Annotated in this window: 26 protein-coding genes; 12 read left to right on the top strand and 14 right to left on the bottom strand. The window is 63.3% G+C overall.

Annotated elements, in window-relative coordinates:
- Window positions 1–6 precede the first annotated feature (6 nt).
- From BJ122_RS13975 to BJ122_RS13955, 5 genes are read left to right on the top strand one after another with little or no spacing between them, the layout of a single operon-like run.
- Window positions 7–1,869, top strand: coding sequence for an extracellular solute-binding protein (locus BJ122_RS13975; protein WP_110781641.1), 1,863 nt, complete (start codon window positions 7–9; stop codon window positions 1,867–1,869).
- 3 nt (window positions 1,870–1,872) lie between these two features.
- Window positions 1,873–2,982, top strand: a complete 1,110-nt coding sequence (locus BJ122_RS13970) for a microcin C ABC transporter permease YejB (protein WP_027276641.1) — start codon at window positions 1,873–1,875, stop codon at window positions 2,980–2,982.
- Window positions 2,982–4,160, top strand: coding sequence for an ABC transporter permease (locus BJ122_RS13965; RefSeq protein WP_110781640.1), 1,179 nt, complete (start codon window positions 2,982–2,984; stop codon window positions 4,158–4,160). Before BJ122_RS13970 ends, BJ122_RS13965 begins: the two co-directional genes overlap by 1 nt.
- A gap of 6 nt (window positions 4,161–4,166) precedes the next feature.
- Window positions 4,167–5,804 (top strand): ABC transporter ATP-binding protein, encoded by a 1,638-nt coding sequence (locus tag BJ122_RS13960; RefSeq protein WP_110781639.1) that lies wholly within the window; start codon window positions 4,167–4,169, stop codon window positions 5,802–5,804.
- Between the two features lie 7 nt (window positions 5,805–5,811).
- Entirely contained in the window at window positions 5,812–6,435 is a 624-nt protein-coding gene (locus BJ122_RS13955) for an NUDIX domain-containing protein (RefSeq protein ID WP_110781638.1), read from the top strand.
- Here BJ122_RS13955 and BJ122_RS13950 read toward each other — a convergent pair.
- Together BJ122_RS13950 and BJ122_RS13945 are read right to left on the bottom strand one after the other, a co-directional pair.
- Window positions 6,430–7,269 carry a C40 family peptidase gene (locus BJ122_RS13950; protein ID WP_110781637.1) on the bottom strand — a complete coding sequence of 280 codons (840 nt, stop codon included), beginning with the start codon at window positions 7,267–7,269 and terminating at the stop codon, window positions 6,430–6,432. The genes BJ122_RS13955 and BJ122_RS13950 overlap by 6 nt on opposite strands.
- Complete coding sequence (locus BJ122_RS13945; RefSeq protein WP_110781636.1) at window positions 7,262–8,647, bottom strand: leucyl aminopeptidase family protein; 1,386 nt, start codon at window positions 8,645–8,647, stop codon at window positions 7,262–7,264. Before BJ122_RS13945 ends, BJ122_RS13950 begins: the two co-directional genes overlap by 8 nt.
- Window positions 8,648–8,774: 127 nt before the next feature.
- On the opposite strand from BJ122_RS13945, the gene BJ122_RS13940 reads away from it, so the two are divergent.
- Entirely contained in the window at window positions 8,775–9,563 is a 789-nt protein-coding gene (locus BJ122_RS13940; RefSeq protein ID WP_110781635.1) for a tetratricopeptide repeat protein, read from the top strand.
- A gap of 81 nt (window positions 9,564–9,644) precedes the next feature.
- Here the strand turns inward: BJ122_RS13940 and BJ122_RS13935 are convergent, their stop codons facing one another.
- The 9 genes from BJ122_RS13935 to BJ122_RS13895 form a co-directional block, all read right to left on the bottom strand.
- Window positions 9,645–10,619 carry a type II secretion system F family protein gene (locus tag BJ122_RS13935; protein ID WP_110781634.1) on the bottom strand — a complete coding sequence of 325 codons (975 nt, stop codon included), beginning with the start codon at window positions 10,617–10,619 and terminating at the stop codon, window positions 9,645–9,647.
- Window positions 10,620–10,631: 12 nt separating this feature from the next.
- A complete protein-coding gene (locus tag BJ122_RS13930) occupies window positions 10,632–11,606 on the bottom strand; it encodes a type II secretion system F family protein (protein WP_110781633.1) in 975 nt (324 codons plus the stop codon).
- A 12-nt stretch (window positions 11,607–11,618) separates the two neighbouring features.
- Window positions 11,619–13,079 (bottom strand): TadA family conjugal transfer-associated ATPase, encoded by a 1,461-nt coding sequence (locus BJ122_RS13925; protein WP_110781632.1) that lies wholly within the window; start codon window positions 13,077–13,079, stop codon window positions 11,619–11,621.
- An 18-nt stretch (window positions 13,080–13,097) separates the two neighbouring features.
- Entirely contained in the window at window positions 13,098–14,369 is a 1,272-nt protein-coding gene (locus BJ122_RS13920; RefSeq protein WP_110781631.1) for a CpaE/TadZ family protein, read from the bottom strand.
- Window positions 14,366–15,112 carry a CpaD family pilus assembly protein gene (locus tag BJ122_RS13915; RefSeq protein WP_110781630.1) on the bottom strand — a complete coding sequence of 249 codons (747 nt, stop codon included), beginning with the start codon at window positions 15,110–15,112 and terminating at the stop codon, window positions 14,366–14,368. Before BJ122_RS13915 ends, BJ122_RS13920 begins: the two co-directional genes overlap by 4 nt.
- A gap of 20 nt (window positions 15,113–15,132) precedes the next feature.
- Window positions 15,133–16,605: a type II and III secretion system protein family protein gene (locus tag BJ122_RS13910; RefSeq protein WP_110781629.1), complete on the bottom strand. Its 1,473-nt coding sequence runs from the start codon at window positions 16,603–16,605 to the stop codon at window positions 15,133–15,135.
- A 14-nt stretch (window positions 16,606–16,619) separates the two neighbouring features.
- Window positions 16,620–17,414 (bottom strand): Flp pilus assembly protein CpaB, encoded by a 795-nt coding sequence (gene cpaB / locus BJ122_RS13905; protein WP_110781628.1) that lies wholly within the window; start codon window positions 17,412–17,414, stop codon window positions 16,620–16,622.
- Between the two features lie 121 nt (window positions 17,415–17,535).
- Complete coding sequence (locus BJ122_RS13900) at window positions 17,536–18,060, bottom strand: A24 family peptidase (protein ID WP_110781627.1); 525 nt, start codon at window positions 18,058–18,060, stop codon at window positions 17,536–17,538.
- Window positions 18,061–18,380: 320 nt separating this feature from the next.
- On the bottom strand, window positions 18,381–18,554 hold the full coding sequence (locus tag BJ122_RS13895) for a Flp family type IVb pilin (RefSeq protein ID WP_110781626.1): 174 nt from the start codon (window positions 18,552–18,554) through the stop codon (window positions 18,381–18,383).
- Between the two features lie 366 nt (window positions 18,555–18,920).
- On the opposite strand from BJ122_RS13895, the gene BJ122_RS13890 reads away from it, so the two are divergent.
- From BJ122_RS13890 to BJ122_RS13880, 3 genes are all read left to right on the top strand, one after another.
- The gene (locus BJ122_RS13890) at window positions 18,921–19,424 is read left to right on the top strand and encodes a pilus assembly protein N-terminal domain-containing protein (RefSeq protein ID WP_110781625.1); all 504 of its coding nucleotides are present in this window, start codon (window positions 18,921–18,923) and stop codon (window positions 19,422–19,424) included.
- Window positions 19,425–19,582: 158 nt separating this feature from the next.
- Window positions 19,583–20,101 carry a TadE/TadG family type IV pilus assembly protein gene (locus tag BJ122_RS13885; RefSeq protein WP_245407731.1) on the top strand — a complete coding sequence of 173 codons (519 nt, stop codon included), beginning with the start codon at window positions 19,583–19,585 and terminating at the stop codon, window positions 20,099–20,101.
- A 12-nt stretch (window positions 20,102–20,113) separates the two neighbouring features.
- Entirely contained in the window at window positions 20,114–20,728 is a 615-nt protein-coding gene (locus BJ122_RS13880) for a TadE/TadG family type IV pilus assembly protein (RefSeq protein ID WP_210205463.1), read from the top strand.
- Between the two features lie 302 nt (window positions 20,729–21,030).
- Here the strand turns inward: BJ122_RS13880 and BJ122_RS13875 are convergent, their stop codons facing one another.
- The 3 genes from BJ122_RS13875 to BJ122_RS13865 all read right to left on the bottom strand — a co-directional run bounded on the left by BJ122_RS13875 (window position 21,031) and on the right by BJ122_RS13865 (window position 23,263).
- A complete protein-coding gene (locus BJ122_RS13875; protein WP_002714433.1) occupies window positions 21,031–21,243 on the bottom strand; it encodes a cold-shock protein in 213 nt (70 codons plus the stop codon).
- Between the two features lie 276 nt (window positions 21,244–21,519).
- Window positions 21,520–21,801, bottom strand: a complete 282-nt coding sequence (infA, locus tag BJ122_RS13870) for a translation initiation factor IF-1 (protein ID WP_110781622.1) — start codon at window positions 21,799–21,801, stop codon at window positions 21,520–21,522.
- A gap of 22 nt (window positions 21,802–21,823) precedes the next feature.
- On the bottom strand, window positions 21,824–23,263 hold the full coding sequence (locus tag BJ122_RS13865; RefSeq protein ID WP_110781621.1) for a DEAD/DEAH box helicase: 1,440 nt from the start codon (window positions 23,261–23,263) through the stop codon (window positions 21,824–21,826).
- Window positions 23,264–23,721: 458 nt separating this feature from the next.
- On the opposite strand from BJ122_RS13865, the gene BJ122_RS13860 reads away from it, so the two are divergent.
- From BJ122_RS13860 to BJ122_RS13850, 3 genes are all read left to right on the top strand, one after another.
- Window positions 23,722–24,258: an HD domain-containing protein gene (locus BJ122_RS13860; RefSeq protein ID WP_110781620.1), complete on the top strand. Its 537-nt coding sequence runs from the start codon at window positions 23,722–23,724 to the stop codon at window positions 24,256–24,258.
- Between the two features lie 176 nt (window positions 24,259–24,434).
- Complete coding sequence (locus BJ122_RS13855) at window positions 24,435–25,103, top strand: urease accessory protein UreE (RefSeq protein ID WP_110781619.1); 669 nt, start codon at window positions 24,435–24,437, stop codon at window positions 25,101–25,103.
- Window positions 25,104–25,211: 108 nt separating this feature from the next.
- Window positions 25,212–25,445 (top strand): sulfurtransferase TusA family protein, encoded by a 234-nt coding sequence (locus BJ122_RS13850; protein ID WP_110781618.1) that lies wholly within the window; start codon window positions 25,212–25,214, stop codon window positions 25,443–25,445.
- Window positions 25,446–25,601 lie beyond the last annotated feature (156 nt).

Here is a 25,601-nt window from a genome sequence, read left to right as displayed (position 1 = left end):
ACAAGTATGGCGCTGCTCAATCGCCGGCATTTGCTGGGGCTCGGCATCGGCGCGGTTGCGGCGACGCAGTTGCCGCTTCCGGCCTTTTCGGAAGGGGAGGTCGAGGCCCATGGCATCTCGGCGTTCGGTGACCTGAAATATCCGCCGAACTTTCCGCATTTCGACTATGTCAATGTCGCCGCGCCGAAAGGCGGGATGTTCTCGACCGTGCCGTCGACCCGCGCCTTCAACCAGTCGTTTTTGACCTTCAACTCGCTGAACGCTTACGTGCTGAAGGGCGACGGCGCGCAGGGCATGGGGCTGACTTTCGACTCGCTGATGGCGCGCGCCGGCGATGAGCCCGATGCGATGTATGGCCTGGTGGCGAAATCGGTGCGGATTTCCCCTGACGGCCTGAATTATCGCTTCACGCTGCGCAAGGAAGCACGCTTCCACGACGGCAGCCCGCTGACGGCGCGCGACGTGGCGTTCTCGCTCAATACGCTGAAAGCCCAGGGGCACCCGATCATCACCCAGCAGATCCGCGAGATGGTGAAGGCGGAAGCGCTCGACGACGCCACCGTGCTGGTGACCTTTGCGCCGAACCGCGCGCGCGACGTGCCGTTGTTCGTGGCCGGGCTGCCGATCTTCTCCGCGGCCTATTACGCCAAACACCCGTTCAACGAGTCGACGCTGGAGCCGCCGCTCGGCAGCGGTCCGTACCGGGTCGGCCGTTTCGAGGTCGGGCGCTATATCGAGCTGGAGCGCGTCAAGGATTGGTGGGCCGCCGATCTGCCGGTCAATCGCGGCGCCTATAATTTCGACACGGTGCGCTACGACTACTATCGCGACCGCGACGTCGCCTTTGAGGGCTTTACCGGCCGCAGCTATCTGTACCGCGAGGAATTCACCGCGCGCATCTGGAACACGCGCTACGATTTCCCGGCGATCAAGGACGGCCGCGTCAAGCGCGAATTGCTGCCTGACGAAACGCCCTCCGGGGCGCAGGGCTGGTTCCTCAACACCAGGCGCGACAAGTTCAAGGACTCGCGGGTGCGCGAAGCGATCGGCAATGCCTTCGACTTCGAATGGACTAACAGCTCGATCATGTATGGCGCCTATAAGCGCACCGTGTCGCCGTTCCAGAATTCGGATCTGATGGCGACCGGGCTGCCGTCGCCGGAAGAACTGGCGCTGCTCGAGCCGTTCCGCGGCAAGGTGCCGGACGAGGTGTTCGGCCAGCCCTATGTGCCGCCGGTGTCCGACGGCTCCGGCCAGGACCGCGCCATGCTGCGCCGCGCCAGCCAGCTGTTGCAGCAGGCCGGCTGCGTGATGAAAGACGGCAAGCGCCTGACCGCGCAAGGCGAGCCGTTCCGCATCGAGTTTCTGTTCGATGAGCCGGCGTTCCAGGCGCACCACATGCCGTTCATCAAAAATCTGGCGACGCTCGGCATCGAGGCGACGGCGCGCATTGTCGATCCGGTTCAGCACCGCGCGCGGCGCGACGATTTCGACTTCGACGTCACCATCGAGCGCTTCAGCTTCTCGACCGTGCCGGGCGACGCGCTGCGCTCGTTCTTCTCCTCGCAATCGGCCTCGACCAAGGGCTCCAACAACCTCGCCGGCATCGCCGATCCGGTGATCGACGCGCTCACCGACCAATTGATCGCCGCCGACACCCGAACCAAGCTGGTGGTGGCGGCGCGTGCGCTCGACCGGGTGATCCGGTCCGGCCGCTATTGGGTGCCGCAATGGTATGCGCCCTCGCACCGCGTTGCCTATTGGGATGTGTTCGGCCATCCGGACAAGCTGCCGCGCTATGGCGGGGTCGGCGTTCCGGAATTGTGGTGGTCGACCGCGCCGTCATCCAGCCACGCCCCAGCGAAGTAACCCATGGCCGCCTATATCGCGCGACGTATCCTGCTGATGCTGCCGACGCTGCTCGGCATTCTGTTCATTTCATTTGTGGTGGTGCAGTTCGCGCCGGGCGGTCCGGTCGAGCGGGTGATTGCCCAGCTGTCCGGCTCCGACACCGGCGCCACCTCGCGGGTGTCCGGATCGCCGGGCGGCGATTTCGGCGCGCGCACCCAGGTCGGCACCTCGGCCGACGCCGTGAATTCCAAATATCGCGGCGCGCAGGGGCTCGATCCGGAATTCGTGAAAAGCCTGGAGCGGCAATTCGGCTTCGACAAGCCGGCGCATGAACGCTTCATGCTGATGGTCTGGAATTTCGCGCGCTTCGATTTCGGCAAAAGCTATTTCCGCGATGTCAGCGTGGTGCAGCTGATCAAGGAGAAGCTGCCGGTGTCGATGTCGCTCGGCATCTGGATGACGCTGCTCACCTATCTGATCTCGATCCCGCTCGGCATCCGCAAGGCGGTGCAGGATGGCTCACGGTTCGATACCTGGACCTCGGCGGTGATCATCGTCGGCTTCGCGATCCCAGGATTCCTGTTCGCGATCCTGTTGATCATCCTGTTTGCCGGTGGCTCGTTCTTCAGTTGGTTCCCGCTGCGCGGACTGACCTCGGACGGCTGGAGCGATTTTCCCTGGTATTGGAAGATCATCGACTATTTCTGGCACATCGCTTTGCCGCTGGTGTCGATGGCGCTCGGCGCGTTTGCGACCATGACGCTGCTCACCAAGAACTCGTTCCTGGATGAGATCCGCAAGCAATACGTCATGACCGCCCGCGCCAAGGGCTGCAGTCAGCGGCAGGTGCTGTACAATCACGTGTTCCGCAACGCGATGCTGATCGTGATCGCCGGCTTCCCCGGCGCCTTCATCCACGCGTTCTTCTCCGGATCGCTGCTGATCGAAACCATCTTCTCGCTGGACGGCCTTGGCCTGTTGGGCTTCGAGAGCGTGCTCAACCGCGATTATCCGGTGGTGTTCGGCACCTTGTTCATCTTTTCGCTGGTGGGCCTTGTGGTCAATCTCTTGTCCGATCTGGCCTATATGTGGATCGATCCCAGGATCGATTTCGAAGCGCGGGAGGTGTGATGACCATCGCCACCCGCGAACCGATCGAAGCCACCACCACCGCGCCGCTCGGCGAGGCGGTGCCGCCGGCACGTCGCCAGTTCATCATGTCGCCGCTCAACCGGCGGCGCTGGCAGAATTTTAAGCGCAACCGGCGCGGCTATTGGTCGTTCTGGATTTTCATTGTGCTGTTTGTGGTGTCGCTGTTTGCCGAGCTGATCGCCAATGATCGGCCGTTCCTGATCAAGATGGACGGCAAGCTGTATTTCCCGGCGTTCATTACCTATTCCGAGACCACTTTTGGCGGCGACTTTGAAACCGCGGCCGACTATCGCGACCCGTTTCTGCAAAAGCTGATCGCTGACAAGGGCGGCACCATGGTCTGGCCGCTGATCCGCTATTCTTACGACACCCATAATCTCGATCTGCCGACGCCGGCGCCGTCCAAGCCCACCTGGATGCTGACCGAGGCCGAGTGCAAGACAGTGGTCGAGAAGAAGGGGCTGAACAGTTGCCGCGACCTGGAATACAACTGGCTCGGCACCGATGATCAGGGCCGCGACGTGCTGGCCCGGCTGATTTACGGTTTTCGGATTTCGGTGCTGTTTGGCCTCAGCCTGACCATCGCCTCATCGATGATCGGCATCGCCGCCGGCGGCATTCAAGGCTATTTCGGCGGCTGGATCGATCTGTTGTTCCAGCGCTTCATCGAGATCTGGAGCGCGATCCCCTCGCTCTATCTGCTGCTGATCCTGTCCTCGGTGCTGGTGCCGGGCTTCTTCGTGCTGCTCGGCATTCTGCTGCTGTTTTCTTGGGTGTCGCTGGTCGGGCTGGTGCGCGCTGAGTTTCTGCGCGGCCGCAACTTCGAATACATCACCGCGGCGCGCGCGCTCGGCGTCTCGAACCGCATGATCATGGTGCGGCATTTGCTGCCGAACGCGATGGTCGCCACCATGACCTTCCTGCCGTTCATCGTCTCGTCCTCGGTGATGACGCTGACCGCGCTCGACTTCCTCGGCTTCGGTCTGCCGCCCGGTTCGCCGTCGCTCGGCGAATTGCTGTCGCAGGGCAAGGCCAATGTGCAGGCGCCATGGCTCGGTTTTACCGGGTTCTTTGCGGTGGCGATCATGCTGTCCTTGCTGATCTTCATCGGCGAGGCGGTGCGCGACGCCTTCGACCCGCGCAAGAGTTTTAGGTAAACGCCGATGGATGCCAGCAGCAAACCACTGCTCACGGTGCACGAATTGTCGGTGGCGTTTCGTCACGGCAATAGCTCATCGACCGCGGTCGATCGCATCTCGTTCGACATCAAGCGCGGCGAGTGCGTCGCGCTGGTCGGTGAATCCGGCTCGGGCAAATCGGTCAGCGCGCTGTCGATCATGCGGCTCTTGCCTTATCCGAATGCCTCGCATCCCTCCGGCCGCATCCTGTTCAAGGATCGCGACCTGCTGACCATTTCGGAAAATGAAATCCGCGGCATTCGTGGCCAGGACATTTCGATCATTTTCCAGGAGCCGATGACCTCGCTCAATCCGCTGCACACCATCGAGTCGCAGATCTGCGAGATTTTGCACCTGCATGGTGAGCTGCGCGGCGCCAAGGCGCGGGCGCGCGTGCTGGAACTCTTGACCCAGGTCGGCATTCCCGATCCCGAGACCCGGCTCGGCAGCTATCCGCATCAATTGTCCGGTGGCCAGCGCCAGCGGGTGATGATCGCGATGGCGCTCGCCAATCAGCCCGATCTGTTGATCGCCGACGAGCCGACCACCGCGCTCGACGTCACGGTGCAGGCGCAGATTCTGGCGCTGCTCGCCGATGTGCGCGCTAAATTCGGCATGAGCCTGTTGTTCATCACCCACGATCTCGGCATCGTGCGCCGCATCGCCGATCGGGTATGCGTGATGCACAATGGCCAGATCGTCGAGCAGGGGCCGGTCGAAGAGGTGTTCACCGCCGCCAAGCACCCTTACACCAAGGCGCTGCTGGCGGCCGAGCCGAAGCCCGACCCGGCGCCGCCGCGGCCTGAGGCGCCGGTGGTGATCGCCACCGATGATTTGAAAGTCTGGTTTCCGATCAAGCGCGGCCTGCTGCGCCGGACCGTCGGCCATATCAAGGCGGTCGATGGCGTCAAACTCGAAATCCGCAAGGGCGAGACGCTCGGCGTGGTCGGCGAATCCGGCTCCGGCAAGACCACGCTTGGTCTTGCGCTGTTGCGGCTGATCTCGTCAGACGGGCCGATCGTATTCCTGAGCCACAATATCCAGGGCCTGAAATTCGGCGAGATGCGGCCGTTCCGCCGCGATATGCAGATCGTGTTTCAAGACCCGTTCGGCGCGCTCAGCCCGCGCATGTCGGTCGGTGACATCATCGCCGAGGGGTTGAGCGTGCATCAGCGCGGGCTGAGCCAGGAGCAGCGCGACGCCAAGGTGGTCAAGGCGCTCACCGATGTCGGGCTCGATCCGGCGACGCGCTTTCGCTATCCGCACGAATTTTCCGGCGGCCAGCGCCAGCGCATCAGCATCGCCCGCGCCATGGTACTAGAGCCGAGTTTTGTGGTGCTCGATGAGCCGACCAGCGCGCTCGACATGTTGTTTCAGTCGCAGATGGTCGATCTGCTGCGCGAATTGCAGCGCAAGCGCGAGCTGACCTATCTGTTCATCTCGCACGATCTGCGCGTGGTGGCCTCGCTCGCCAGCCATCTGATCGTGATGCGCCACGGCAAGGTGGTGGAGGAGGGGCCGGCGGCCGAGCTGTTCGCCAATCCGCAATCCGACTACACGCGCGCGCTGTTTGCGGCGGCATTTTGCAACGAGAGCACGGCGAATGACGCCGTCGCGCAATAGGACGGCGATGCACGACAAATCGGGCGAGATCATCGAGGACCGGGCAGCGTTGGTGACGGTGTCGCCGCCGTCGCCGATCGGCCGCGGCTTCATGGCCTATGAGCGCTACCAGATCGCGATCGCGCGCGACGGCGAGCCGCCGTTGCAGCAGCAGCGCGATCTGTTGCGCGCCAGCCGGGTGGCGGTGGTGCTGCCGGTCGATCTTGAGCGTCAGCAGCTGGTGCTGCTGCGCCAGTTCCGTCTGCCGGCGCATCTTGTCACTGGGCGCGGCGAGATGGTGGAGATCGTCGCCGGCCGCGTCGAGGATGGTGAAGTCGCCGCGGCCGCGGCCGCGCGCGAATGCGTCGAGGAGATCGGGGTTGCGCCGCAACGGCTCGCCGAATTGTTCAGCGTGTTGTCGACGCCGGGCATCACCGACGAATACGTCACCTTCTTCCTGGCGTCGGTCGACGCCTCAGCCGTGCCGGAACGCTGCGGCATGGCCGAGGAGACCGAGGACATCAGGCCGTTCGTGGTGTCGATCGACGATGCCATCGGTGCGCTCGGCTCCGGCCGGATCGCCAATGCCATGGTGGTGTGCGCGCTGCAGTGGCTCGCGCTCAACCGAGCGCGGCTCAGCGAGCTGCTATAGCCGCCGGATGCTGATCAGGCGGCTGCCCGCCGCCGCAATCCGTGCCAGCGCCGCCGTGGTCGGCTCGATTGCGGTCGCCATATGATGAGCATTGGCGTGCACGATGCTGCTGCCATCGCGCACGATCGCGACATGACCGTTCCAGAAGATCAGATCGCCGCGCTGCAACGCGTGAGTTTCGGCTTCCGATAGTACGCGGCCGAGCGCTTCCTGCTGCAGGTCGCTGTCGCGCGGGCTGCTGATGCCGCATGCCGCCAGCGACACTTGCACCAGACCCGAGCAGTCGATGCCCAGGCTGCTCTTGCCGCCCCACAGATACGGCGTGCCGACGAACTGTTCGGCAACCGCGACAAAGTCGGTCGCGATCTGATCGATGGCGATCAGGTGCTGATGCGGCACATACAAGCCATCGGTCGTGATGGCCAAATGGCCGTCCTGATGATCGATCGCGAGTTTGGCGCCGAGCGGCAAAGTCATGACCGGCGGCAGCTTGATCGACGGTCCGGGGAACGCAAAGCTGCGCAGCGCGGCGACTTTGTGGGTTTGCGCTGCGCCGAGTGCACCGAGCGCATTGCACGGCAGATAGCCGACATAGCCATCGCTTTCGAGCTGGCCCCAGGCCCAGGCGCCGCTTCGCTCATAGATCGTCACGTATTCGCCGCGCAGCGCCTCGGTCTCGAGCGCTGCATCGGGCGAGGGCGCGCGCCGCAGCGGCGTGATCGCGGCGATGATCTCGTAGCGCTCGCCGGCGACGAAGCGCGACGCTTCCACCTGTCCTTTGAGATGCAGGGCGGCAAGATCGGGGCGGGCCGGCGTCAGGCGGCGATCAGCCATAGCGTTCGCTCAACAGCTTGTAGAGCGCGCGCGCGGCCTGGCACTCGCCGCCTTCCGGGCGGCCGGGCTTGGGCTTCGGCGTCCAGCCATAGATATCGACATGGAGCCAGTGCTGAGCGGCTTCGACAAAGCGCTGCAGGAACAGCGCGCAAGTGATCGATCCGGCAAATCCGCCCGAGGGCGCGTTGTTGAGATCGGCGACCTTGGAGTCGAGCCAGCTATCATATGGCGCCCACAGCGGCATGCGCCACAACGGATCGTTTTCGGCCGCCGCGCAGCGCGCCAGCTCATGCGCCAGCGTATCGTCCGAGGTGTAGAACGGCGGCAGATCGGGGCCGAGCGCAACGCGCGCCGCGCCGGTCAGCGTGCCGAGGTCGATCAGCAGCTCGGGCTTGTCCTCGTCGGCGTAAGCGAGCGCGTCGGCCAGCACCAGCCGGCCCTCGGCATCGGTGTTGCCGATTTCGACACTCATGCCCTTGCGCGAGCGGAACACGTCGAGCGGCCGCATCGCGGCGCCGCCAACCGCATTCTCGACCGCCGGGATCAGCACGCGCAGCCGCAGCTTGAGCTTGGCGTCCATGATCATCTGCGCCAGCGCCAAGACATTGGCAGCGCCGCCCATGTCCTTCTTCATGATCAGCATCGCGCTCGACGGTTTGAGATCGAGCCCGCCGCTGTCGAAGCACACGCCCTTGCCGACCAGCGTCACCTTGGGATCATCGGGATCGCCCCAGGTAAGGTCAATCAGCCGCGGTGCACGCACCGAGGCCATGCCGACCGCATGGATCAGCGGAAAACCCTGCTCAAGCTCGTCCCCGATCACACAGCGGCACTCGGCGCCATAACGCGCAGCCAACTCTTCGGCGGCCTGCTGCAATTGCTCCGGGCCCATGTCGTTGGCGGGGGTGTTGATCAGATCGCGCGCCAGCGTGGTCGCGGCGACAATGCGATCGATCTCGGCCTGGTCGAGCCCGATTGGCGGCACCAGCCGCACCGCGGGCGGCTCGTCCTTGCCCTTGCGATAGCGGCCAAATTTGTAGCTGCCGAACGCGAACGCCAGCGTCGCCAGCCGCAGATCGTGCGGCGCGTTAGCGAAGCGATAGTTGCCGGGCGGCAGCAGTTTTGGCAATTGCCCGGCGCGGAACGGATCGGCAGCCTTGGCGCCGGGCTCATCGAGCCCGAACAGCACCTGGCCGATACTGCCACCCGCCGCGGGCAGGGTCAGAAACTCGCCGGGCTTGCCCTGATAATTATTGGCGGCGGCGAATTGCTGGGCCTGCTGGGGCAGCGCGTCGCGCACCGCCGGCCAGCTCGATTTGGTGACGAAGGCGATCGGGGTCGCGTCGTGATCAGGCGCGGCGTCAAAGGGAGCAATCATGGCTGGTTCACTCTGTCGCGGCGGGCGGCTTGCGGCCCGATCCCGCGGTTAACGCAACGTTAGGGTTAACGGACTATTGCAGAACTATCGGCTCGATCCAACCCGCGGTCACGGTGAGTAAGGTGTGATGCGTCTGCAGTCCAGACCTGCCAGGTTCCTGTTTTCCGCGATGCTGATGACGAGCGTGGCGGCGACGCTCGGCGGCTGCAAGACCACCGCGATGTCCGAAGCCACCGGCTCGATCGGCAATCGCAGCAGCCAGACGGAGGTCGATCCGCGCCGCGCCGTCGAAGTTTCTGGCGAGCGCTATCGCGCCAATCCCAAAAATGCCGATGCAGCGTTGCAATATGGCCAGGCGCTGCGCAGCGCCGGCCAGCGCGCGCAGGCGGTGGCCGTGCTCGAGCAGGCGTCGATCGCCAATCCCGGCAATAAGACGCTGCTCGCTGCCTATGGTCGCGCGCTCGCCGACAACGGCAGTTTCCAGCGCGGCTTCGACGTGCTGTCCTCGGCGCACAGCCCGGACAATCCCGATTGGCGGCTGCTGTCGGTGCAGGGCACCTGCATGGACAACCTTGGCCGCCACGACGAAGCGCGCCGCTATTACGACGCCGCGCTCAAGATCGCGCCCGAGGATCCGTCGGTGTTGTCCAATCTCGGGCTGTCTTACGTGCTGTCCAAGCAATTGCCGCAGGCCGAACAGGTGTTGCGCCGCGCCTATGCCAATCCCAGCGCCGACGCCCGGGTCCGCAACAATCTGGCGCTCGCGGTCGGGCTGCAGGGACGCTTTGCCGAAGCCGAGAGCATCGCGCGCACCGGGCTGCCGCCCGAGGAAGCCGCTGCCAACGTCGCCTATCTGAAGCAGATGCTCGATCGCAAAGGCGGCCCGCGCTTCGACCCGGACGCTGCGCGCTCCTGATTTAGTCGTGGCGCTCGGCCGAAGCTGAAGCGGTCGCCGCTTCCTCATCCACGACAAGCCCGCTTCCGCGCAGGCTCTTGCTCACTGCATCGTCGTGGCAAGCCGGATGCCGGCGGGGCCGAGAATCACGATGAACAGCACCGGCAGAAAGAACAGAATCATCGGCACCGTCAGCTTCGGCGGCAGCGCGGCAGCCTTCTTCTCGGCCTCGTTCATGCGCATGTCGCGGTTTTCCTGCGCCATCACGCGCAGGCTCTGACCGAGCGGCGTGCCATAGCGCTCCGACTGCTGCAGGGCCAGGCAAACCGATTTCACGCCGTCGAGCCCGGTGCGCTTGGCGAGATTCTCATAGGCGACCTTGCGATCCTGCAGATAGGCCAGTTCCGCCGTGGTCAGCGTGAACTCTTCTGCCAGCGGGACCGACTGGGAAGCGATCTCCATGCTGACCTTGCGGAATGCCGCTTCGATCGACATGCCGGATTCCACGCAGATCAGCAGCAGATCGAGCGCATCAGGAAAGGCGCGCTTGATCGACAGTTGCCGCTTGGCAATCGCGTTCGACAAAAACAGCATCGGCGCTTGCATGCCGAGATAGGCGGCCCCGACGCAGATTCCGATCTTGAGCGTCAGCGACTCAATATGCGCGATCAGGAACACGTACATCGCGGCCGCAAGCAGGAGCGCCACCGGCGTGACCAAGCGGAAGAACAGGAACGTCATGTAGGGGGCGTGACCACGATGGCCGGCCATCACCAGCTTCTCGCGTGCTTCTTCCTGCGCCACCCATTTGCTGAGGTTGAAGTCCTGAACGACCTTCGCGACCATTTGCTTGGGCGCCTGGCGCAAAGCCACCCGTTCGTTCGCTGCGATCCGGTCACGTTCGCGCTGGCGAATTCGCTCGCGCTCGCTCGCCACCACTTTGAGGCGCTTGGACAAGTTCTGATTGGCAAACAACGGCGTGATCAGCGTGTAGACCGTTGCTGATGCCGCGATGCCAGCCAGCATCATCACCATGAAGCGGGTGTCATTGAATTTCATCAGCAGAAGATCGAGCATCGTGGTCTGCCTTCAGAAATCGAAATTAATCATCTTCTTCATGACGACAACGCCGATCATCATCCAGATGACACAGCAGACCAGCATGAAGATGCCCATCGGATGGGTCCAGAGCAGCGAGATGTAGCCCGGCGTCGTCAGATAGACCAGGATCATCACGATCGGCGGCAGCGAACCGATGATGCCGGCCGAGGCCTTGGCTTCCATCGACATCGCCTGAATCTTTTCTTTCATCTTCTTACGGTCACGCAGCACCTTGGACAGGTTGCCGAGCGCTTCCGAGAGATTGCCGCCCGATTTCTGCTGGATGGCGACGACGATGCCAAAGAAGTTGGCTTCCGGCAGCGGCATTCTCTCATACAGGCGGCCGCAGGCCTCGCCGAGCGGAATGCCGATCGCCTGGGTCTCGAGGATCGCCAAAAACTCCGAGCGCAGCGGCTCCGGCGCGTCCTCAGCAACGACCCTCATCGAGTCATAAAGCGGCAGTCCGGCCTTGATGCCGCGCACGATGACGTCGACCGCATCGGGCAGCGCTTTCAGGAAGGCATTTTCGCGGCGCTTCTTCAGATAGTTCAGCAGCCAGCGTGGCAAACCGAAGCCGGCCGCGAAGCCGAGGCCGATCGCAGCCGCCAGTCCGCCGCCGAACAGCAGAATCAATAGAAACGTGAAGCCGCCAAACAGCGCCGAGCCGAGATAGAACTTGCTCGGCGTCAGGCTGAGGCCAGCCTGACTGATCCGCGCGTCGATCGAGAGCTTCTTTTCTTTCTGATTGCGGGTCTCGATTTCCTTCAGCGAGTTTTCGACCTGAGCGCGGCGCGATCGTTGCACACGATCGACCTGCCGCACGACGGGTTCGTTGCGAGCCAGCGCGGCACGGCGCTGCTCGGCCTTCTTCTCACCCGACAACAGCGGATACAGAAACACCCACGCCACACCACCGACGGCGACGGTGGCCATGAAGGCGATCGCGAGCGTTTGCATCTGCATGGCGCCGCTCCCTTATTCAGCGACTTCGGCAGCGTCCAGCGCAGCAGCCAGTCGACGATCCTCGCCATAATAGCGCGCGCGGTCCCAGAACCGCGGGCGGCCGATGCCGGTCGAGCGGTGCCGGCCGAGGATGTTGCCGTTCTGATCCTCTCCGAGCAGGTCGTACACGAACAGATCCTGCGTGATGATGGTCTCGCCTTCCATGCCCATCACCTCGGTGATGTGCGTGATGCGGCGCGAACCATCGCGCAAGCGGGCGGCTTGAATGATCACGTCGATGGAAGCGCAGATCATCTCGCGGATGGTGCGCGACGGCAGGGCGAACCCGCCCATGGTGATCATGGATTCGCAGCGCGACAATGCTTCGCGCGGATTGTTGGCGTGCAGCGTGCCCATCGAGCCGTCATGGCCGGTGTTCATGGCCTGCAGCAGGTCGAAGGCTTCCGGTCCGCGGACTTCGCCGACGATGATCCGTTCCGGGCGCATACGCAGACAGTTGCGCACCAATTCGCGCATCGTCACCTGGCCTTCGCCTTCGATATTGGGGGGGCGGGTTTCCAGGCGCACCACATGCGGCTGCTGCAATTGCAATTCCGCAGCGTCTTCGCAGGTGATGATGCGCTCGTCGTCGTCGATATAATTGGTCAGGCAGTTCAGCAGCGTGGTCTTGCCCGAGCCGGTACCGCCGGAGATCAGCACGTTGCAGCGGACGCGCCCGATGATCTGCAGGATTTCCGCGCCTTCCGGCGAGATGGCGCCGAACTTCACCAATTGCTCGAGGGTGAGCTTGTCTTTCTTGAATTTGCGGATGGTGAGGGCCGGGCCGTCGATCGCCAGCGGCGGAACGATCGCGTTGACACGCGAACCGTCGGCCAGACGCGCGTCGCAGATCGGCGAGGATTCGTCGATACGCCGGCCGACCTGACTGACGATGCGCTGGCAAATGTTGAGCAGCTGCTGATTGTCGCGAAAGCGGATGCCGGTGCGCTGAATGCGGCCGCTGACTTCGATGTAAACGGTATCGGCACCGTTCACCATGATGTCGGAAATATCGTCGCGCGACAGCAGTGGTTCCAGCGGGCCGTAACCGAGCACGTCGTTGCAGATATCGTCGAGCAGTTCCTCCTGCTCGGCGATCGACATCACGATGTTCTTGATCGCGATGATCTCGTTGACGATGTCGCGGATTTCTTCGCGCGCCGACTCGCCATCCAGCTTGGACAGCTGGGTCAGATCGATCGCTTCGATCAACGCGCCGAAGATCGTCGCTTTGACCTGGTAATAGTTCTCCGACCGTTTGCTTTCGATCACCGGGGGAGGCGTGTAGCGTGCCGGCGACAGCGGCGGCGAGCTCACCGAGGCGGGCGTGGGGTCTGGCAGCCGCGCAGCCGCGGTGGGCATCGTCTCCTTCGGTGAAGGAGGCGTTTTGCCCACTCGCTGGTCTGTTTCTGGCGCGGAACGCTTACCAAACACGCTTTGGCTCCACCTCGACTATTTTGCGAGCAGTTTTTCGATCAAGGGCGACAGGAACGAGCTGCGCGACTTCTTAGTTTCGGCGCGGCCAGTGAGCCGCTGCGCGATCTGCAGAAACATCTCGGTGGTGCGGTGGTTCGCAGAGATTTCGGCGATCATCTGGCCGTTGTTGGCCGCGGTCCCGAACAATTGCGCGTCGAACGGGATCGAGACGATCGGATCGCTCTCGATCGCCTTGGCAAATTCCGCTGCGCTGATTTCCGGCCGCTTCGGCACCCCGACCTGGTTGAGACAATATTGCGGCGGCCGATCGTTCGGCCGCGCGGCTTTCAGCAGGTCATAGAGGTTTTTGGTGTTGCGCAGGTTGGCGAGGTCAGGAACGGCCACGATTAGGATATCGTCGGCCGACACCAGCGCGCGCTTCGCCCATCCCGACCATTGATGCGGCACGTCGAGCACGATGCACGGCATGGTGGTGCGCAGCGTATCAAAGATCGAGTCAAATGCCTCGGTGCCGAAATCATAAACCCGTTCGAGCGTCGCGGGCGCCGCGAGCAGGCTGAGATGATCGGTGCACTTTGACAGCAGGCGCTCCACGAAGGCGGAGTCGACTCGATCCGGTGAAAACACCGCATCGGCGATGCCTTGCGCCGGGTCCTGATTGAAATCGAGGCCTGCGGTGCCGAATGCCAGATCGAGGTCGGCGACCACAGTATCGAGCGCCAGCTCGCGCGCGATCGCCCAGGCCACGTTATGAGCCACGGTTGAGGCGCCGACGCCGCCCTTGGCGCCGACCACGGCCACCACGCGGCCGACGGCGCGCGCTTCCGGTGCCGAGAACAGGCCGCACACCGACGCCACCACATTGATCGGGGCAATCGGGGCGATGATGTAGTCGCTGACGCCGCGCCGCACCAGTTCACGGTACAGCGTGACGTCGTTGATCTTGCCGATCACGATCACCCGCGTGCCGGCGTCACAGACCGTGGCGAGCTGATCGAGCCCGGCGAGAATGTCGCTGCGCGCGTCGGTCTCCAGAATGATGACGTTCGGAGTCGGCGCGGTGCGATAGGCTTCGATCGCGGCCGTGATGCCGCCCATCTGAATTTTCAGGTGAGCCTTGCCGAGCCGGCGATCTTCTCCGGCGGCTTGCACCGCCGAGGCAGTTTCGACCGTCTCGCAGAAGGCTTGCACCGATACGCGCGGAGCAGGCGCGATGTGCTCGTCGACCGGCACCGGGGGCGGCGCAGGCTGCTCGTCGTCGGTTGTCTGGCGTGCGTAACTGATCATTTGCCGGTGTTGCTAATTTTGGCGCTCTCGGACTCGGTGTAAACCGTCGCCGTTGAGTTGCCCTTGCGATATTTCTCGAATGACGCGGTGCGCCGTGCGGTATAGGCCGGCGTCTCAGGCCGCGGTTGAACGAGATCGGACGGGTTGTCGACCATTGCCGCCAGATTGCGCTGAGTGGCGCAGCCGTGATTGTAGGACGGCCGGTTCTCGAAATAGCCGGGATTGTTGATCGACGGGCCGAGGTCGTCGGGCCACAGTCCGCACGGACCGACCGACGCGGTGATGCGCGGATAGTTGACGCGGATCGCCGCGAATAGCCGAGGATCGCTCGGCCGATAGTCGCGCACCACCACGGCATGCGCGGGCACGCCCATGGCCCCGAGCAGCGAGCGGATTTCGCGCAAGGAATCGGCGGCGGCGCGCGCATTCGGCGTTTGCACCGGCGTATCGATGGTGATCCGGCCGGTGCCTTCGCGCAGCCAGCTTTGTCCCAGCGCGGCGATGTCGGCGCGCTGCGGGCCGGTGAGGCCGCCGCGGCCGTTGCCGACAAATACGTGGACGGTCTGGTCGGCTTCCTGAATCGCGATCGGATGGCGCTGCCGGTAGTCGACCGGCACCGCGCCAGTGGCGTCGAGATCGCGCTGGCCAGTGTGATTGCAGGCGCCGAGCATCAGGCCGAGCCCGAGCATCGCTACAGCGGAGCCGGCGCGACGAGAAGTGTGGGCGGATCGAGCGAAGGTCATGGTGTCAGTCCTTGTCCGCCTCAGTCGGTAATGAAGCCGTAGGCGCCGCGATAATTGCGCGCAGGAGCCGGCTTGCCCGGCACGCCGTAGATGCGGTTGATGCTGCCGAGCAGGTCGCCCTGCGGATCGGACGCATCGGTGAAGCCGTCGTCGGGACGCGACAGATCTTTCTGAGCAACGGCGCGGACCACATAGGGTGTGACCAGCACCATCAGCTCGCTTTGACGATTCATGTAGTCGCGGCTGCGGAACAACGTGCCGAGCACCGGAATCTGCGCCATGCCGGGCAGGCCGTTGATGGCCTGCTTGGTCTGCTCATGGATCAGGCCGGCCATTGCCATCGAGCCGCCGGAGGGAATTTCCAGCGTGGTCTCGGCGCGGCGGGTCTTGATCGACGGCACGGTGAGGCCGGGGCCGGTGAACTGCGCCAGCGTGATGGCGTTGTCGTCGGACAGTTCCGACACTTCGGTCATCACCCGCAAGCTGATGCGGCCTTCCGACATCACCACTGGGGTGAAGTTCAGCGAAATACCGAACTTCTTGAAAGTCAGCTGGGTGGTGCCGACCCGGCTGATCGGATCGTAATTGTAGCCGGACGGCACCGGGAATTCACCGCCGGCGACGAAGGTCGCCGACTCGCCGGAAATCGCCGTTAGATTCGGTTCGGCCAGGGTACGCACCACGCCGGCGCTTTCCATCGCCTTCAAGGTCGCGCTGACGCTGGGCGCGGAGCCGAACGCCGCCGTGATGGCATTGCCGGTGACGAGCTGCTTGCCATAGGCGGTGAACGGCGTGGTGTTGTTGAAGTTCACCACCGCCGTGCCGTAGTTCAGGCTGCCGCTCAGATCGATGCCGAGCTGCTTGATCAGATCGCGCTGCACTTCGGCGACGGTCACCTTCAGCATCACCTGATCACGGCCGCGCACGACAATGCTGTTGACGACGTTGTCGGCACCCTCGGCCAGCCGCGTGGCGATGTCGCCGGCCTGCTGCGCCTCGATCGGGCTCGCCACCGAGCCGCTGAGCAGCACGCCCTTGACGCCGACGCCCTCAACCCGGATGTCGGAATTCGGCAGCGTCTGCTTGATCGCGGAGCGAATGCCGTTGAGGTCGCGCGTCACCGCGATGTCATAGGCGGCGATCTGTTGGCCGGCGCTGTCGAAGAACACGATGTTGGTCTGACCGACCTTGACGCCGATGATGTAGGCGCGCTGCGCGGAACGGACCACGGCATTGGCGATCAACGGGTCGGCGACCAGCACGTCCTTGATGTCACGCGGCAGGTCGATCACCACGGACTTCGACACCCCGAGCGATAGCACCCGGGCGTTCATCTGGCCGTCGGATGACACCGCATAGCGAGGATCGGCAGCGAGCGTTGGCGTCAGCGCGGGCTGAAGCGACAGCAGCACGGCAGCGGACAGCGCCAGGGCGCGGCGCCCCAGACCTCGGGTCGTCCGGTTGATCGGGCTGCAGGGCGTGCCGCAGGTCATGGCCTGTCCTTTGCTCACTGATTGGTCGTGGTCGGCGTCGAGACGCCAAACCGAACCACATTGACGCTGTCGCGGCGGCGATGATCTTCTTGCACGGCCTCGGTAGCGCCGGCGTCAGCGAGGCTGCGCAGCGCCAGCGACAGCGTGCCGCTCTGCCGGGCCCGCGCCAGCGTTTCCGATTGCTCCGGCTTCAGCTCAAGCGTCGCGGTCTTGCCGACCACGACCTTTTGGCCGTTCTTGTCCTCAATGGTCTGATCGATGGCGAGCACGCGCACATTGCTGAGAATGATCTCGGCATTGATCGGGTCGGTCGATTTGCGGGCGTCCGCGTTCCGGTCGCGCTTGGTCAGAATCACGTCGACGCGGTCATTGGGCAGGATGAAGCCGCCAGCGCCGGTTTCGGGCGAAATTTCGGTGGAGATGGCGCGCATACCCGACGGCAGGATCGCCGCCATGAAACCGGAGCCATCGGCCTTGACCAGCTTCAATTCGCGAATCGGCTCACCGGCGATGAACGGCGAGCGCGCGATCGAGCCGACGATCTGCGTGGCGGCATCGGGGCGTTCATTGCGGCGGATGAACTGGCTGCTGACCGTGCCGGCCGGCCACACCTGCCACTGCACGTCATTGGGGCCGACCGTCTGCCCGAGCGGAATGTCGGATTTCGCCACCAGCACATCGATGGTCGGCATCGGCTCCGCAACCGGGATGGCCGGTGCGGGCTTCTGATCGGAGCCGCTCGCAAGAAATGCGGCAATGCCGCCCGCGCCGACGGCGATCGTCAGGACCACAATGCGTGCGGTATTCATATGGCTCAACTTCCCAGATTACGGCTGACGGCATGCGCCGCCCTAACCCGGAGTTGACCAGTTATTCGTCAAAGCATGGTTAATGAGGGGTATCTAAATCGCCCTGAAGGGCGCGGCCGCATCAGCGGAGGGCGAAATGGCTAAGGTCGACCGCCCGGATCCACTGGGTGTCGGGGTAGACCAGCAGCGCCCCGAGCGCCAACGCGATGCCATAGGGGATGCCGCTTTCTTTGGCGTGCAGTCGCAGCAGCCAGGCCTGGCCGGTGAGCACCGACGGCAACGGCCATTCTCGCAGCTGCATCAGCCCCAGCGTCAACGCCCCGCCAAACAGCGACGCGAACAGCAGATATTCGAGCAGATGGTCGAAGCCGAACCACAGCGCCGCGGCCGAGGCCACTTTGGCATCGCCGCCGCCGATCCAGCCCATTGCAAAGAAGGTGAAGGCAAAGGCCAGCACGGTGGCGCCGGCGGCGCTGTGCATCAGCAATTGTTGCCAGTCCATGCCGCTCCAAGCGGCGAGTGTGAAGAACCCGATGATCAGCAGCAGCGAGACTCGATTAGAAATCGTCATCGTCAACAGATCGCTGACCGCCGCAAACGCCATCAGTGCTGGAAACAGAAATAGCCGCAGCAGGTCGAGGATCATAGGCCACACCGGTCTGATGGTGACATCAGCGGCGAGGTTAAGCCGCAGACGTGAACAATCGGGAAATGTGTGGTGGTGTCACCACATCACGACAATGCGGCCCAGCACGGCGACAATCGCTAATGTCATCGCAGCGCAGATCAGCGCGCCTGCCTCGAGATGATAACGACCATCGGTTCGCGACGGGAGGGCGGTGAGTGGAATAGAGTGGCGGCTACGCATGACTAACTCGAGGCAAGGGATCAGCTAACGCCCCCGATGCCAGAAACGACGAAGGCCCCGGGATGGCCGAGGCCTTCGCAATTGAAGAGCGGGAGCTATTAGCTCTTCTTTTTCAACGCCTCAGCGACGTCGTTGAAGCGGATGCTCAGGTTGCCGCCGACCAGTTGGACCGTGGTGATGATCGCGAGCGCAATGCCGGTGGCGATCAGGCCGTACTCGATCGCGGTGGCACCCGACTCATCCTTGAGGAAACGCGCAACGATGTTCTTCATGAGATAACTCCATGTATCCACGAGGCTGTGAACTTCTGGTCGGACCGGCGTTCTCAGCACCGTGACCATGGCCCAACCCTATGCGGGGGGGATTTCATTGCAGTTAATTCGATCGCAGAAACTCGGAGGTAACTCGCACTTCTTTCATAGAGTAAACTTCAAATTAACAGCATCATCTTGCAACCCACTAATAAATCGATCGTTTTTAGATTGCGATGAATGCTCTGCTCGCGCATCGCGAGAGCTTGCCGAGATGGATTGCGGTCATTTGCAGATCATTCATCAATTAACGGCACATTTGCCATGTCGGGCGCCGGCCCCGCTGCGTATCGCTTTGGCCGGCTTGTTGATGTCCCGGAGTTGAGTATGTCGAAGAAGTCGGTGCGCCGCGATTTGAGCGCGGCGGTGCGGTCGGGGTCGCTGGCGATTGCCTTGGTTTCCGGAACAGTTGCATTTGCAGGAGCCGGCGAGGACACCATTGCCGTCGCTGTCGATCAAGCCAAGCTGGTGAAGATGCCGCCGCGCATTGCGACGCTGGTGGTCGGCAATCCACTGATCGCCGATGTCAGCCTGCAGCCGGGCGGCGTGGTCGTTGTCACCGGCAAGGGTTACGGCGCCACCAATGTGATCGCAATGGACCGGGCCGGTGAAGTGCTGGTCAACCGTGTCATTCAGGTCGAAGGGCCGATCGATCCGGTAATCACGGTCTATCGTGGCGTCGACCGCGAGTCCTATAGCTGCGCGCCCACCTGCCAGCGCCGCATCACGCTCGGCGACGGCGAGGGCTACTTCAAATCGGTGATGGACCAGGCGGACAAGCTGAACGAGAAAGCCACTGGCGCCTCGTCCACGGTCGGCAAAGCGGAGTAGGCAAGGGCGGATTGATAGGGTTAACGATCCATTGCCAGAAATTGGCATTGCGTTGAGAATTGCCGAAATCTTTCGACAATCAGTTCAGACTATTCTGTGAGCTCAATCATCCGCATCGAGGATTGTCGATGTCGAGCACCACAGAATCTCGCGCTCCCATGACCAAGCTGCTTCGTTTCCGGCGCAGCGACAATGCGTCCGCGGCCGTCGAATTTGCGCTGATCGCGCCAATGTTCTTCGGGCTGCTGTTCGCCATCCTCGAAACAGCCATGGTGTTTTTCGCCGGTCAAGCTCTTGAGACCGCTACTCAAGATGCCTCGCGTGCGTTCTTGACCGATCAAGTTCAGTCCCAGGGAACCCCGCGCGAGGACTTTAAGCAGATGATTTGCAATGAGGCGAGTGCCTTGTTCAACTGCGCGAAGCTCGATATCGACGTGCAATCCTACCCGCCTGGAAGCCCGATCATCATGAACAGTCCGAACCAGGGCGGCACGTACAATGCCAACAATCTCGCTTATCAGCCGCCGCCAGCCGGCAGTCAGAATACCGTGGTGATCCGCGTATTCTATCAGTGGCCGATATTTGTCACGGCACTCGGCTACAAGATTGCCAATATCGGCGGCTCCGATGGTGGCTATTTTCTGTTGACGTCGACCGTCGCGCTCCGGCCGCAGTGAAGTGATGCCATGATGCTAACACTCCAAAAGCTTCGTTCACGACACGTCAAGCTCGGGTTTTGGCGTGATACGACGGGTATCGGCGCCGTGGAGTTTGCGCTGATCCTGCCGTTGATGCTGTTGTTGTTTTTCGGGGTCGTCGAAGCGTCGACAGGTGTCGCCGTGAAACGAAAGCTCTCTGTCGTCACGCAGTCGGTGTCGGATCTGATTTCACGCTTTGAGACCGTCACGGATGTCGACGTCAACAACGTCTTCATGATTGGCGACACGATCATGACGCCCTATTCGACGCTGGAGTTGAAAGCGCGGGTTTCGGAAGTCTATGTCGATCCGGCGGACGGTGCGGGGCGGGTGCAATGGAGCAGGGGCGATGCCCCTCATGCGCAGGGTTTTGCGGTGCAGGTGCCATCGGCGCTGATCGCCAGGGACTCAAAGGGCAAGGTGGCCGCCAATCAGTATCTGATCTTCAGCGAAGTAGAGTATGACTATAAGCCCACGGTCGGCTATGTATTCGGCACCATCAAAATGCAAGATCGGACGTTCACCCGTCCGCGCTTGTCGGTTTGTGTGCTGCTTAATCCGCAATCGAAATCGGATCCGTGCCCGACCACGGTGCGCCCAAGCTGATCGAATTGGCCGCGCGCATGTCGTTCGAGCGGCACCGATACTGATGCGAGCGCATCATACCAACGGAAATTGATACCAACCCATCCGCACGTCATGGCCGGGCTTCGTCCCGGCCATCCACGTCTTTGATCTTGCGCCGCTTTCAAGACGTGGATGCCCGCGACAAGCGCGGGCATGACGAGTCAATGATAGGAGCCGTTGGTATCACTCGCTCGCGGATAGTTCATCACAATAAAAAAGGCCGCAAGAACTGCGGCCTTTCGTGTGTTGTAGTACTGCAGCCTCAGCTGCAGGCCGCGGCGTTAGCCGGCGGCGCGCAGGTTGTCAGCCGACGACTTGCCCGAGCGGCGATCCGCGACGATCTCATAGCTGATCTTCTGGCCTTCACGCAGCGTGCCGAGACCAGCGCGCTCAACGGCGCTGATGTGGACGAACACGTCGTTGCCGCCGTCGTCCGGCTGAATGAAGCCATAGCCCTTGGTCGCGTTAAACCACTTCACGGTTCCCATGCTCACGGGATTGTCCCTTCTCAATATAGATACGTTTGGCGCCTGCCCGCTGGCAGACTGGTGAGATCGAATTTTGGAAGGGTCGTCAGCGTAAACCGGCTGTACCGGTGGATTGCTAATGTCGTCCGGCCGAAAATCGATTAGTAGATGTTATGCGAAAGCGGCCCCCAAGACAATCCTGACGTGCGGGATTTCTTGGGTGGTCAAGCTCTTGCAAGATTTGGCAGAACTGCGACGGCAAGGTGTTGGACATCGGACCGTCACATAGCCGTCAGGCAGCGTTCAGCGGCGGCGGAACTGGCCGCGGGGCGGGGCGCCACGCGGCGCCATGCCCGCGGGACGTTCGTCCTTGTGCCGAAAAATGAGGCGGCCCTTTTCGAGGTCGTAGGGCGACATCTCGATCGTGACCCGGTCGCCGGCCAGCGTCTTGATGCGATTCTTCTTCATTTTGCCTGCGGTGTAGGCAACGATTTCATGTCCGGCATCGAGTTGCACCCGATAGCGGGCATCTGGGAGGATTTCGGTCACCAGTCCTTCGAACTGGATCAGTTCTTCTTTGGCCATGGTTGTCTCCGGATCGTTTCGATTAGCGCTGCGGTCTGGGTTTGCGATTGGGTTGGGTGGCGCGATTGTCCCGCTGCAGGAAGGCGACGCCCTGCAAGCCGCCATCCTTGCCGCTGGGCCCGTTGGATGGGGCGCGCGGGGCGTCATGCCGTCCGCCGTCATGGCGGACACCGGGCAAAGCCACCGAACCGCTCGCCGGACGGCGCCGCCGGCGGTTGGCCTTCCCTGGGTTAGCCGCACCAGCTCCATGCTCGCCGGTACGCGTGGCGTGCACATGGGAGGTTGAGCGACCGCCGCGATGCTGAGTCGGCTTCGGGGCGGTATCGCGATGCCCCGGTGTGCGGCGATCTTCGCGCGGTAGCGAGATGCGGATCAGCTTCTCGATGTCGCGCAGATAGGCGATCTCCTCGCCGGCGCACAGCGAGATCGCGACGCCTTCGGCGCCGGCGCGCGCGGTGCGGCCGATCCGGTGCACATACGTCTCCGGCACGTTCGGCAGGTCGAAATTGACGACATGGCTGACGCCGTCGACGTCGATGCCGCGCGCGGCGATGTCGGTGGCGACCAGGGTGCGCACCTCGCCGGAGCGGAACGCCGCCAGCACGCGCTCGCGGTGGTTCTGCGACTTGTTGCCATGGATGGCATTGGCCTCAATGCCGGCGCGGGCCAGGCCCTTTACCACCTTGTCGGCGCCGTGCTTGGTGCGGGTGAACACCAACGCGCGGTTGATGGTCTCTTTCTTCAGGATTTCGGCGAGCAGCGCCGGCTTGGCCGAATGGTCGACCTGGATGATGCGCTGTTCGATGCGCTCGGCGGTCGAGGACACCGGCGTCACCGCCACCCGGGCCGGATCGCGCAGCATCTGCTCGGCGAGGTCGGCGATGTCCTTCGGCATGGTGGCCGAGAAGAACAGCGTCTGGCGCTTGATCGGCAGCTTGGCGACGATTTTGCGGATGTCGTGGATGAAGCCCATGTCGAGCATGCGGTCGGCTTCATCGAGCACCAGGAATTCCACCTGGGTCAGTTTGATGGCGTTGCTCTGAACCATATCGAGCAGCCGGCCCGGGGTGGCGACCAGCACCTCGACGCCCGGCATCACGCTGCGCACCTGGCGGCCCATCGGCACGCCGCCGATCGCCAGCGCCGTGCTGAGCCGCATGTGGCGGCCATAGGCGTTGAAGCTGTCGAGGATCTGGCCCGACAACTCGCGGGTCGGGCTCAGCACCAGCACGCGGCAGGTCTTCGGCAGCGGCTTGATGCGGCTTTCCAGCATCCGGTTCAGGATCGGCAGCGCGAATGACGCGGTCTTGCCGGTTCCGGTCTGGGCAATGCCGACCACGTCACGGCCGGCGAGGGCAAGAGGAATGGTTTGCGCCTGGATCGGCGTCGGCGTCACATAGTTCTCTTCGGCAAGCGCGCGAGCAATCGGATCAGCGAGGCCGAATTCTTGAAAGGACGACAAAAGGTGTTTCTTTCCATTGCGAACATGCGCCCACGGCAGGTTTGCCGAGCGCACCTTCAGCGTATGAGAGACACCCGCGTGTCGGGGGCGCCGGTTGTGGTTAGCTGAGAGGGCAGGCCAGAGACCGTGAGAGCGGCTCAGAACACGCGGCCTGCATCGACCCGATGAATCCAGGGTCCTAGCCCCCATATGGAACAGCAACGCGGCGGATTCAAGGTGTGATTGCATGGCGGCCCGGTTCCATGGCGTGATCTGTCACAAGGCAACGTCGTTCGGAGGCCACCGTTCGGTGGCAAAGTGGCGTATCGCGTGCCGACCAAGCTACCGCTGAGCGCGATGCCGCTCGGTTGCCGGGATCGCCGTCCATTCAGCGGCTTAACGGTGGTCTGGGCCGGATCTGAGCCGAGTGCTGCACGCCGGCCGGCGGTCCCCGCAGCGAACGAACGAGGAGAGCGCCGATGCAAGGTCTGGTTCTGATATCCCGCGCCGCGGATTTTGCGGCCCGCTGCCATGCCGGGCAGCGCCGCAAGGGGGCGTCGCGGGAGCCCTATCTCAATCATCTTGCCGAAGTGGCCCATTTGCTGGCGACGGCGACCGAGGGCAAGGACGCGGCGCTGGTTGCGGCCGGCTGGCTGCACGACACCATCGAAGACACCGATGTCAGCCGCGAGCAGCTCGCCGAGCTGTTCGGCGACGATGTCGCCGTGCTGGTGGTGGAAGTATCCGACGACAAGACGTTGCCGAAGGCCGAGCGCAAGCGCCTGCAGATCGCGCATGCGCCGCATCTCAGCGCGCGGGCGCGCATGATCAAGCTCGCCGACAAGATCAGCAATCTGCGCTCGCTGCTGGTGTCGCCGCCCGATGATTGGGAGCGCGAGCGGCTGGTCGACTATCTCGACTGGGCTGAACAGGTCGCGGCCGGCTGCCAGGGCGTCAATGTCGCTTTGGAAACGCTGTTTCGCAAAACCGCCGCCCGCAGCCGGGCGGTGCTGTAGCCTTCTCGACCGCAGGCTGTTCGCGCCGCGAGAATCAGCGTGAACCTGCCGCTCGGCGCGGCTATGATGGCGCACCATCAGCCCGAGCGTACTTCACCAGCAATCCGCGAGCGGGCCTGCCGCGGCGATCGCCGCGCTCGGTGCCGCTTTTGTCATCAACCTTGAATGCAGCAGCCATGATCCGCGCCAGCAAAGTTCTCGGACAACATCATTGGGCAGAGCCGGCGGCTGACACCGTCGTGCTCGATTTTGATGCACGGCGCAGCCGGCACACGGCGCTGACCGGCACCCGCGGCCTGGCGTTTCTGCTCGACCTTGAGCAGGAGTTGACGCTGCGCGGCGGCGATGCCTTGGTGCTGGACGACGGCCGGCTGATCGAAGTGGTGGCGGCGGCCGAGGCGCTGACCGAGATTCGTGGCAACGATCTGCCCCATGTGGCGCGAATCGCTTGGCATCTTGGTCATCGGCAGTTGCCGATGCAGATCGTCGGCAAGGGGTTGCGCATTCGCCGCGATCCGGTGGTCGAGGCGATGGCCAAGGCGCTCGGCGGGCGCACGCTCGCCATCGAGGCGCCGTTCGATCCGGAAGGCGGCGTCTATGCCGCCCCCGCGGCCAAGCCTGCCGCCGGTGATCACGATCATCAGCATTGCGGGCATGATCACTGCAATCATGACCATGGCGACCACGCCGCGCACCAGCATGACAATCATGACAAGGGCCATGGCTGCGGTTGCGGCTGCGATCATGACCACGGCCACGACCATGATCATCATCACGATCATGGTCACGGCGACGCACACGGACAGGGCTGCGGCTGTGGCCACCATCATGGTCACGATCACTGAATATCTCGCACTGAATATCTCGCGTCCATCAGCCTTGGCGATCGGCACAGCCACGTGCTGCCCTGACGATCGCCACCTCCCAAGTACGATCTCGAGTACGATCCGGCTATGACCACCATCCTCGATCTCACCGGCCTGAAATGCCCGATGCCGGTGCTGCGCACCCGCAAGGCGTTGCAAACCCTGCGTGGTGGTGAGCGGCTCGAGGTGCATTGCACCGATCCGATGGCGGTGATCGACATCCCGACGCTGATCAATGAGACCGGCGACCGCATCGAACGCCGCGAGCGCAGCGACGAACGCATCGTGTTCGTAATCGAGAAGCGCGCCGAATCGCGCTGAGCGCCTCTCCCCGCACGCGCCCCGCACGCGGGCAGAGGTGAAGTAAGCGGTGCTCGATCAACGAGTCATTCCGGGGCGCCCGCGTCAGCGGGCGAACCCGGAAGCTCGGCGCTCGTTATTGCCCTTCGTTGTTTTCGTACGGTGATGAGCCATCGC

Origin of the sequence: Rhodopseudomonas faecalis, from assembly GCF_003217325.1 — a bacterium.
Classification (GTDB): domain Bacteria; phylum Pseudomonadota; class Alphaproteobacteria; order Rhizobiales; family Xanthobacteraceae; genus Rhodopseudomonas; species Rhodopseudomonas faecalis.
This window is presented reverse-complemented; position numbering and strand designations above follow the sequence as displayed.

What these genes read in the sequence shown, in the direction of transcription:
- BJ122_RS13965 (WP_110781640.1), top strand. Translation starts at nt 2,982, where the DNA reads ATGACCATCGCCACCCGCGAACCGATCGAAGCCACCACCACCGCGCCG.
- BJ122_RS13880 (WP_210205463.1), top strand. Translation starts at nt 20,114, where the DNA reads ATGCTAACACTCCAAAAGCTTCGTTCACGACACGTCAAGCTCGGGTTT.
- BJ122_RS13945 (WP_110781636.1), bottom strand. Translation starts at nt 8,647, where the DNA reads ATGATTGCTCCCTTTGACGCCGCGCCTGATCACGACGCGACCCCGATC.
- BJ122_RS13935 (WP_110781634.1), bottom strand. Translation starts at nt 10,619, where the DNA reads ATGCTCGATCTTCTGCTGATGAAATTCAATGACACCCGCTTCATGGTG.
- BJ122_RS13940 (WP_110781635.1), top strand. Translation starts at nt 8,775, where the DNA reads ATGCGTCTGCAGTCCAGACCTGCCAGGTTCCTGTTTTCCGCGATGCTG.
- BJ122_RS13895 (WP_110781626.1), bottom strand. Translation starts at nt 18,554, where the DNA reads ATGAAGAACATCGTTGCGCGTTTCCTCAAGGATGAGTCGGGTGCCACC.
- BJ122_RS13910 (WP_110781629.1), bottom strand. Translation starts at nt 16,605, where the DNA reads ATGACCTGCGGCACGCCCTGCAGCCCGATCAACCGGACGACCCGAGGT.
- cpaB (WP_110781628.1), bottom strand. Translation starts at nt 17,414, where the DNA reads ATGAATACCGCACGCATTGTGGTCCTGACGATCGCCGTCGGCGCGGGC.
- BJ122_RS13915 (WP_110781630.1), bottom strand. Translation starts at nt 15,112, where the DNA reads ATGACCTTCGCTCGATCCGCCCACACTTCTCGTCGCGCCGGCTCCGCT.
- BJ122_RS13920 (WP_110781631.1), bottom strand. Translation starts at nt 14,369, where the DNA reads ATGATCAGTTACGCACGCCAGACAACCGACGACGAGCAGCCTGCGCCG.
- BJ122_RS13900 (WP_110781627.1), bottom strand. Translation starts at nt 18,060, where the DNA reads ATGATCCTCGACCTGCTGCGGCTATTTCTGTTTCCAGCACTGATGGCG.
- infA (WP_110781622.1), bottom strand. Translation starts at nt 21,801, where the DNA reads ATGGCCAAAGAAGAACTGATCCAGTTCGAAGGACTGGTGACCGAAATC.
- BJ122_RS13850 (WP_110781618.1), top strand. Translation starts at nt 25,212, where the DNA reads ATGACCACCATCCTCGATCTCACCGGCCTGAAATGCCCGATGCCGGTG.
- BJ122_RS13855 (WP_110781619.1), top strand. Translation starts at nt 24,435, where the DNA reads ATGATCCGCGCCAGCAAAGTTCTCGGACAACATCATTGGGCAGAGCCG.
- BJ122_RS13885 (WP_245407731.1), top strand. Translation starts at nt 19,583, where the DNA reads ATGACCAAGCTGCTTCGTTTCCGGCGCAGCGACAATGCGTCCGCGGCC.
- BJ122_RS13975 (WP_110781641.1), top strand. Translation starts at nt 7, where the DNA reads ATGGCGCTGCTCAATCGCCGGCATTTGCTGGGGCTCGGCATCGGCGCG.
- BJ122_RS13955 (WP_110781638.1), top strand. Translation starts at nt 5,812, where the DNA reads ATGCACGACAAATCGGGCGAGATCATCGAGGACCGGGCAGCGTTGGTG.
- BJ122_RS13860 (WP_110781620.1), top strand. Translation starts at nt 23,722, where the DNA reads ATGCAAGGTCTGGTTCTGATATCCCGCGCCGCGGATTTTGCGGCCCGC.
- BJ122_RS13960 (WP_110781639.1), top strand. Translation starts at nt 4,167, where the DNA reads ATGGATGCCAGCAGCAAACCACTGCTCACGGTGCACGAATTGTCGGTG.
- BJ122_RS13950 (WP_110781637.1), bottom strand. Translation starts at nt 7,269, where the DNA reads ATGGCTGATCGCCGCCTGACGCCGGCCCGCCCCGATCTTGCCGCCCTG.
- BJ122_RS13890 (WP_110781625.1), top strand. Translation starts at nt 18,921, where the DNA reads ATGTCGAAGAAGTCGGTGCGCCGCGATTTGAGCGCGGCGGTGCGGTCG.
- BJ122_RS13930 (WP_110781633.1), bottom strand. Translation starts at nt 11,606, where the DNA reads ATGCAGATGCAAACGCTCGCGATCGCCTTCATGGCCACCGTCGCCGTC.
- BJ122_RS13970 (WP_027276641.1), top strand. Translation starts at nt 1,873, where the DNA reads ATGGCCGCCTATATCGCGCGACGTATCCTGCTGATGCTGCCGACGCTG.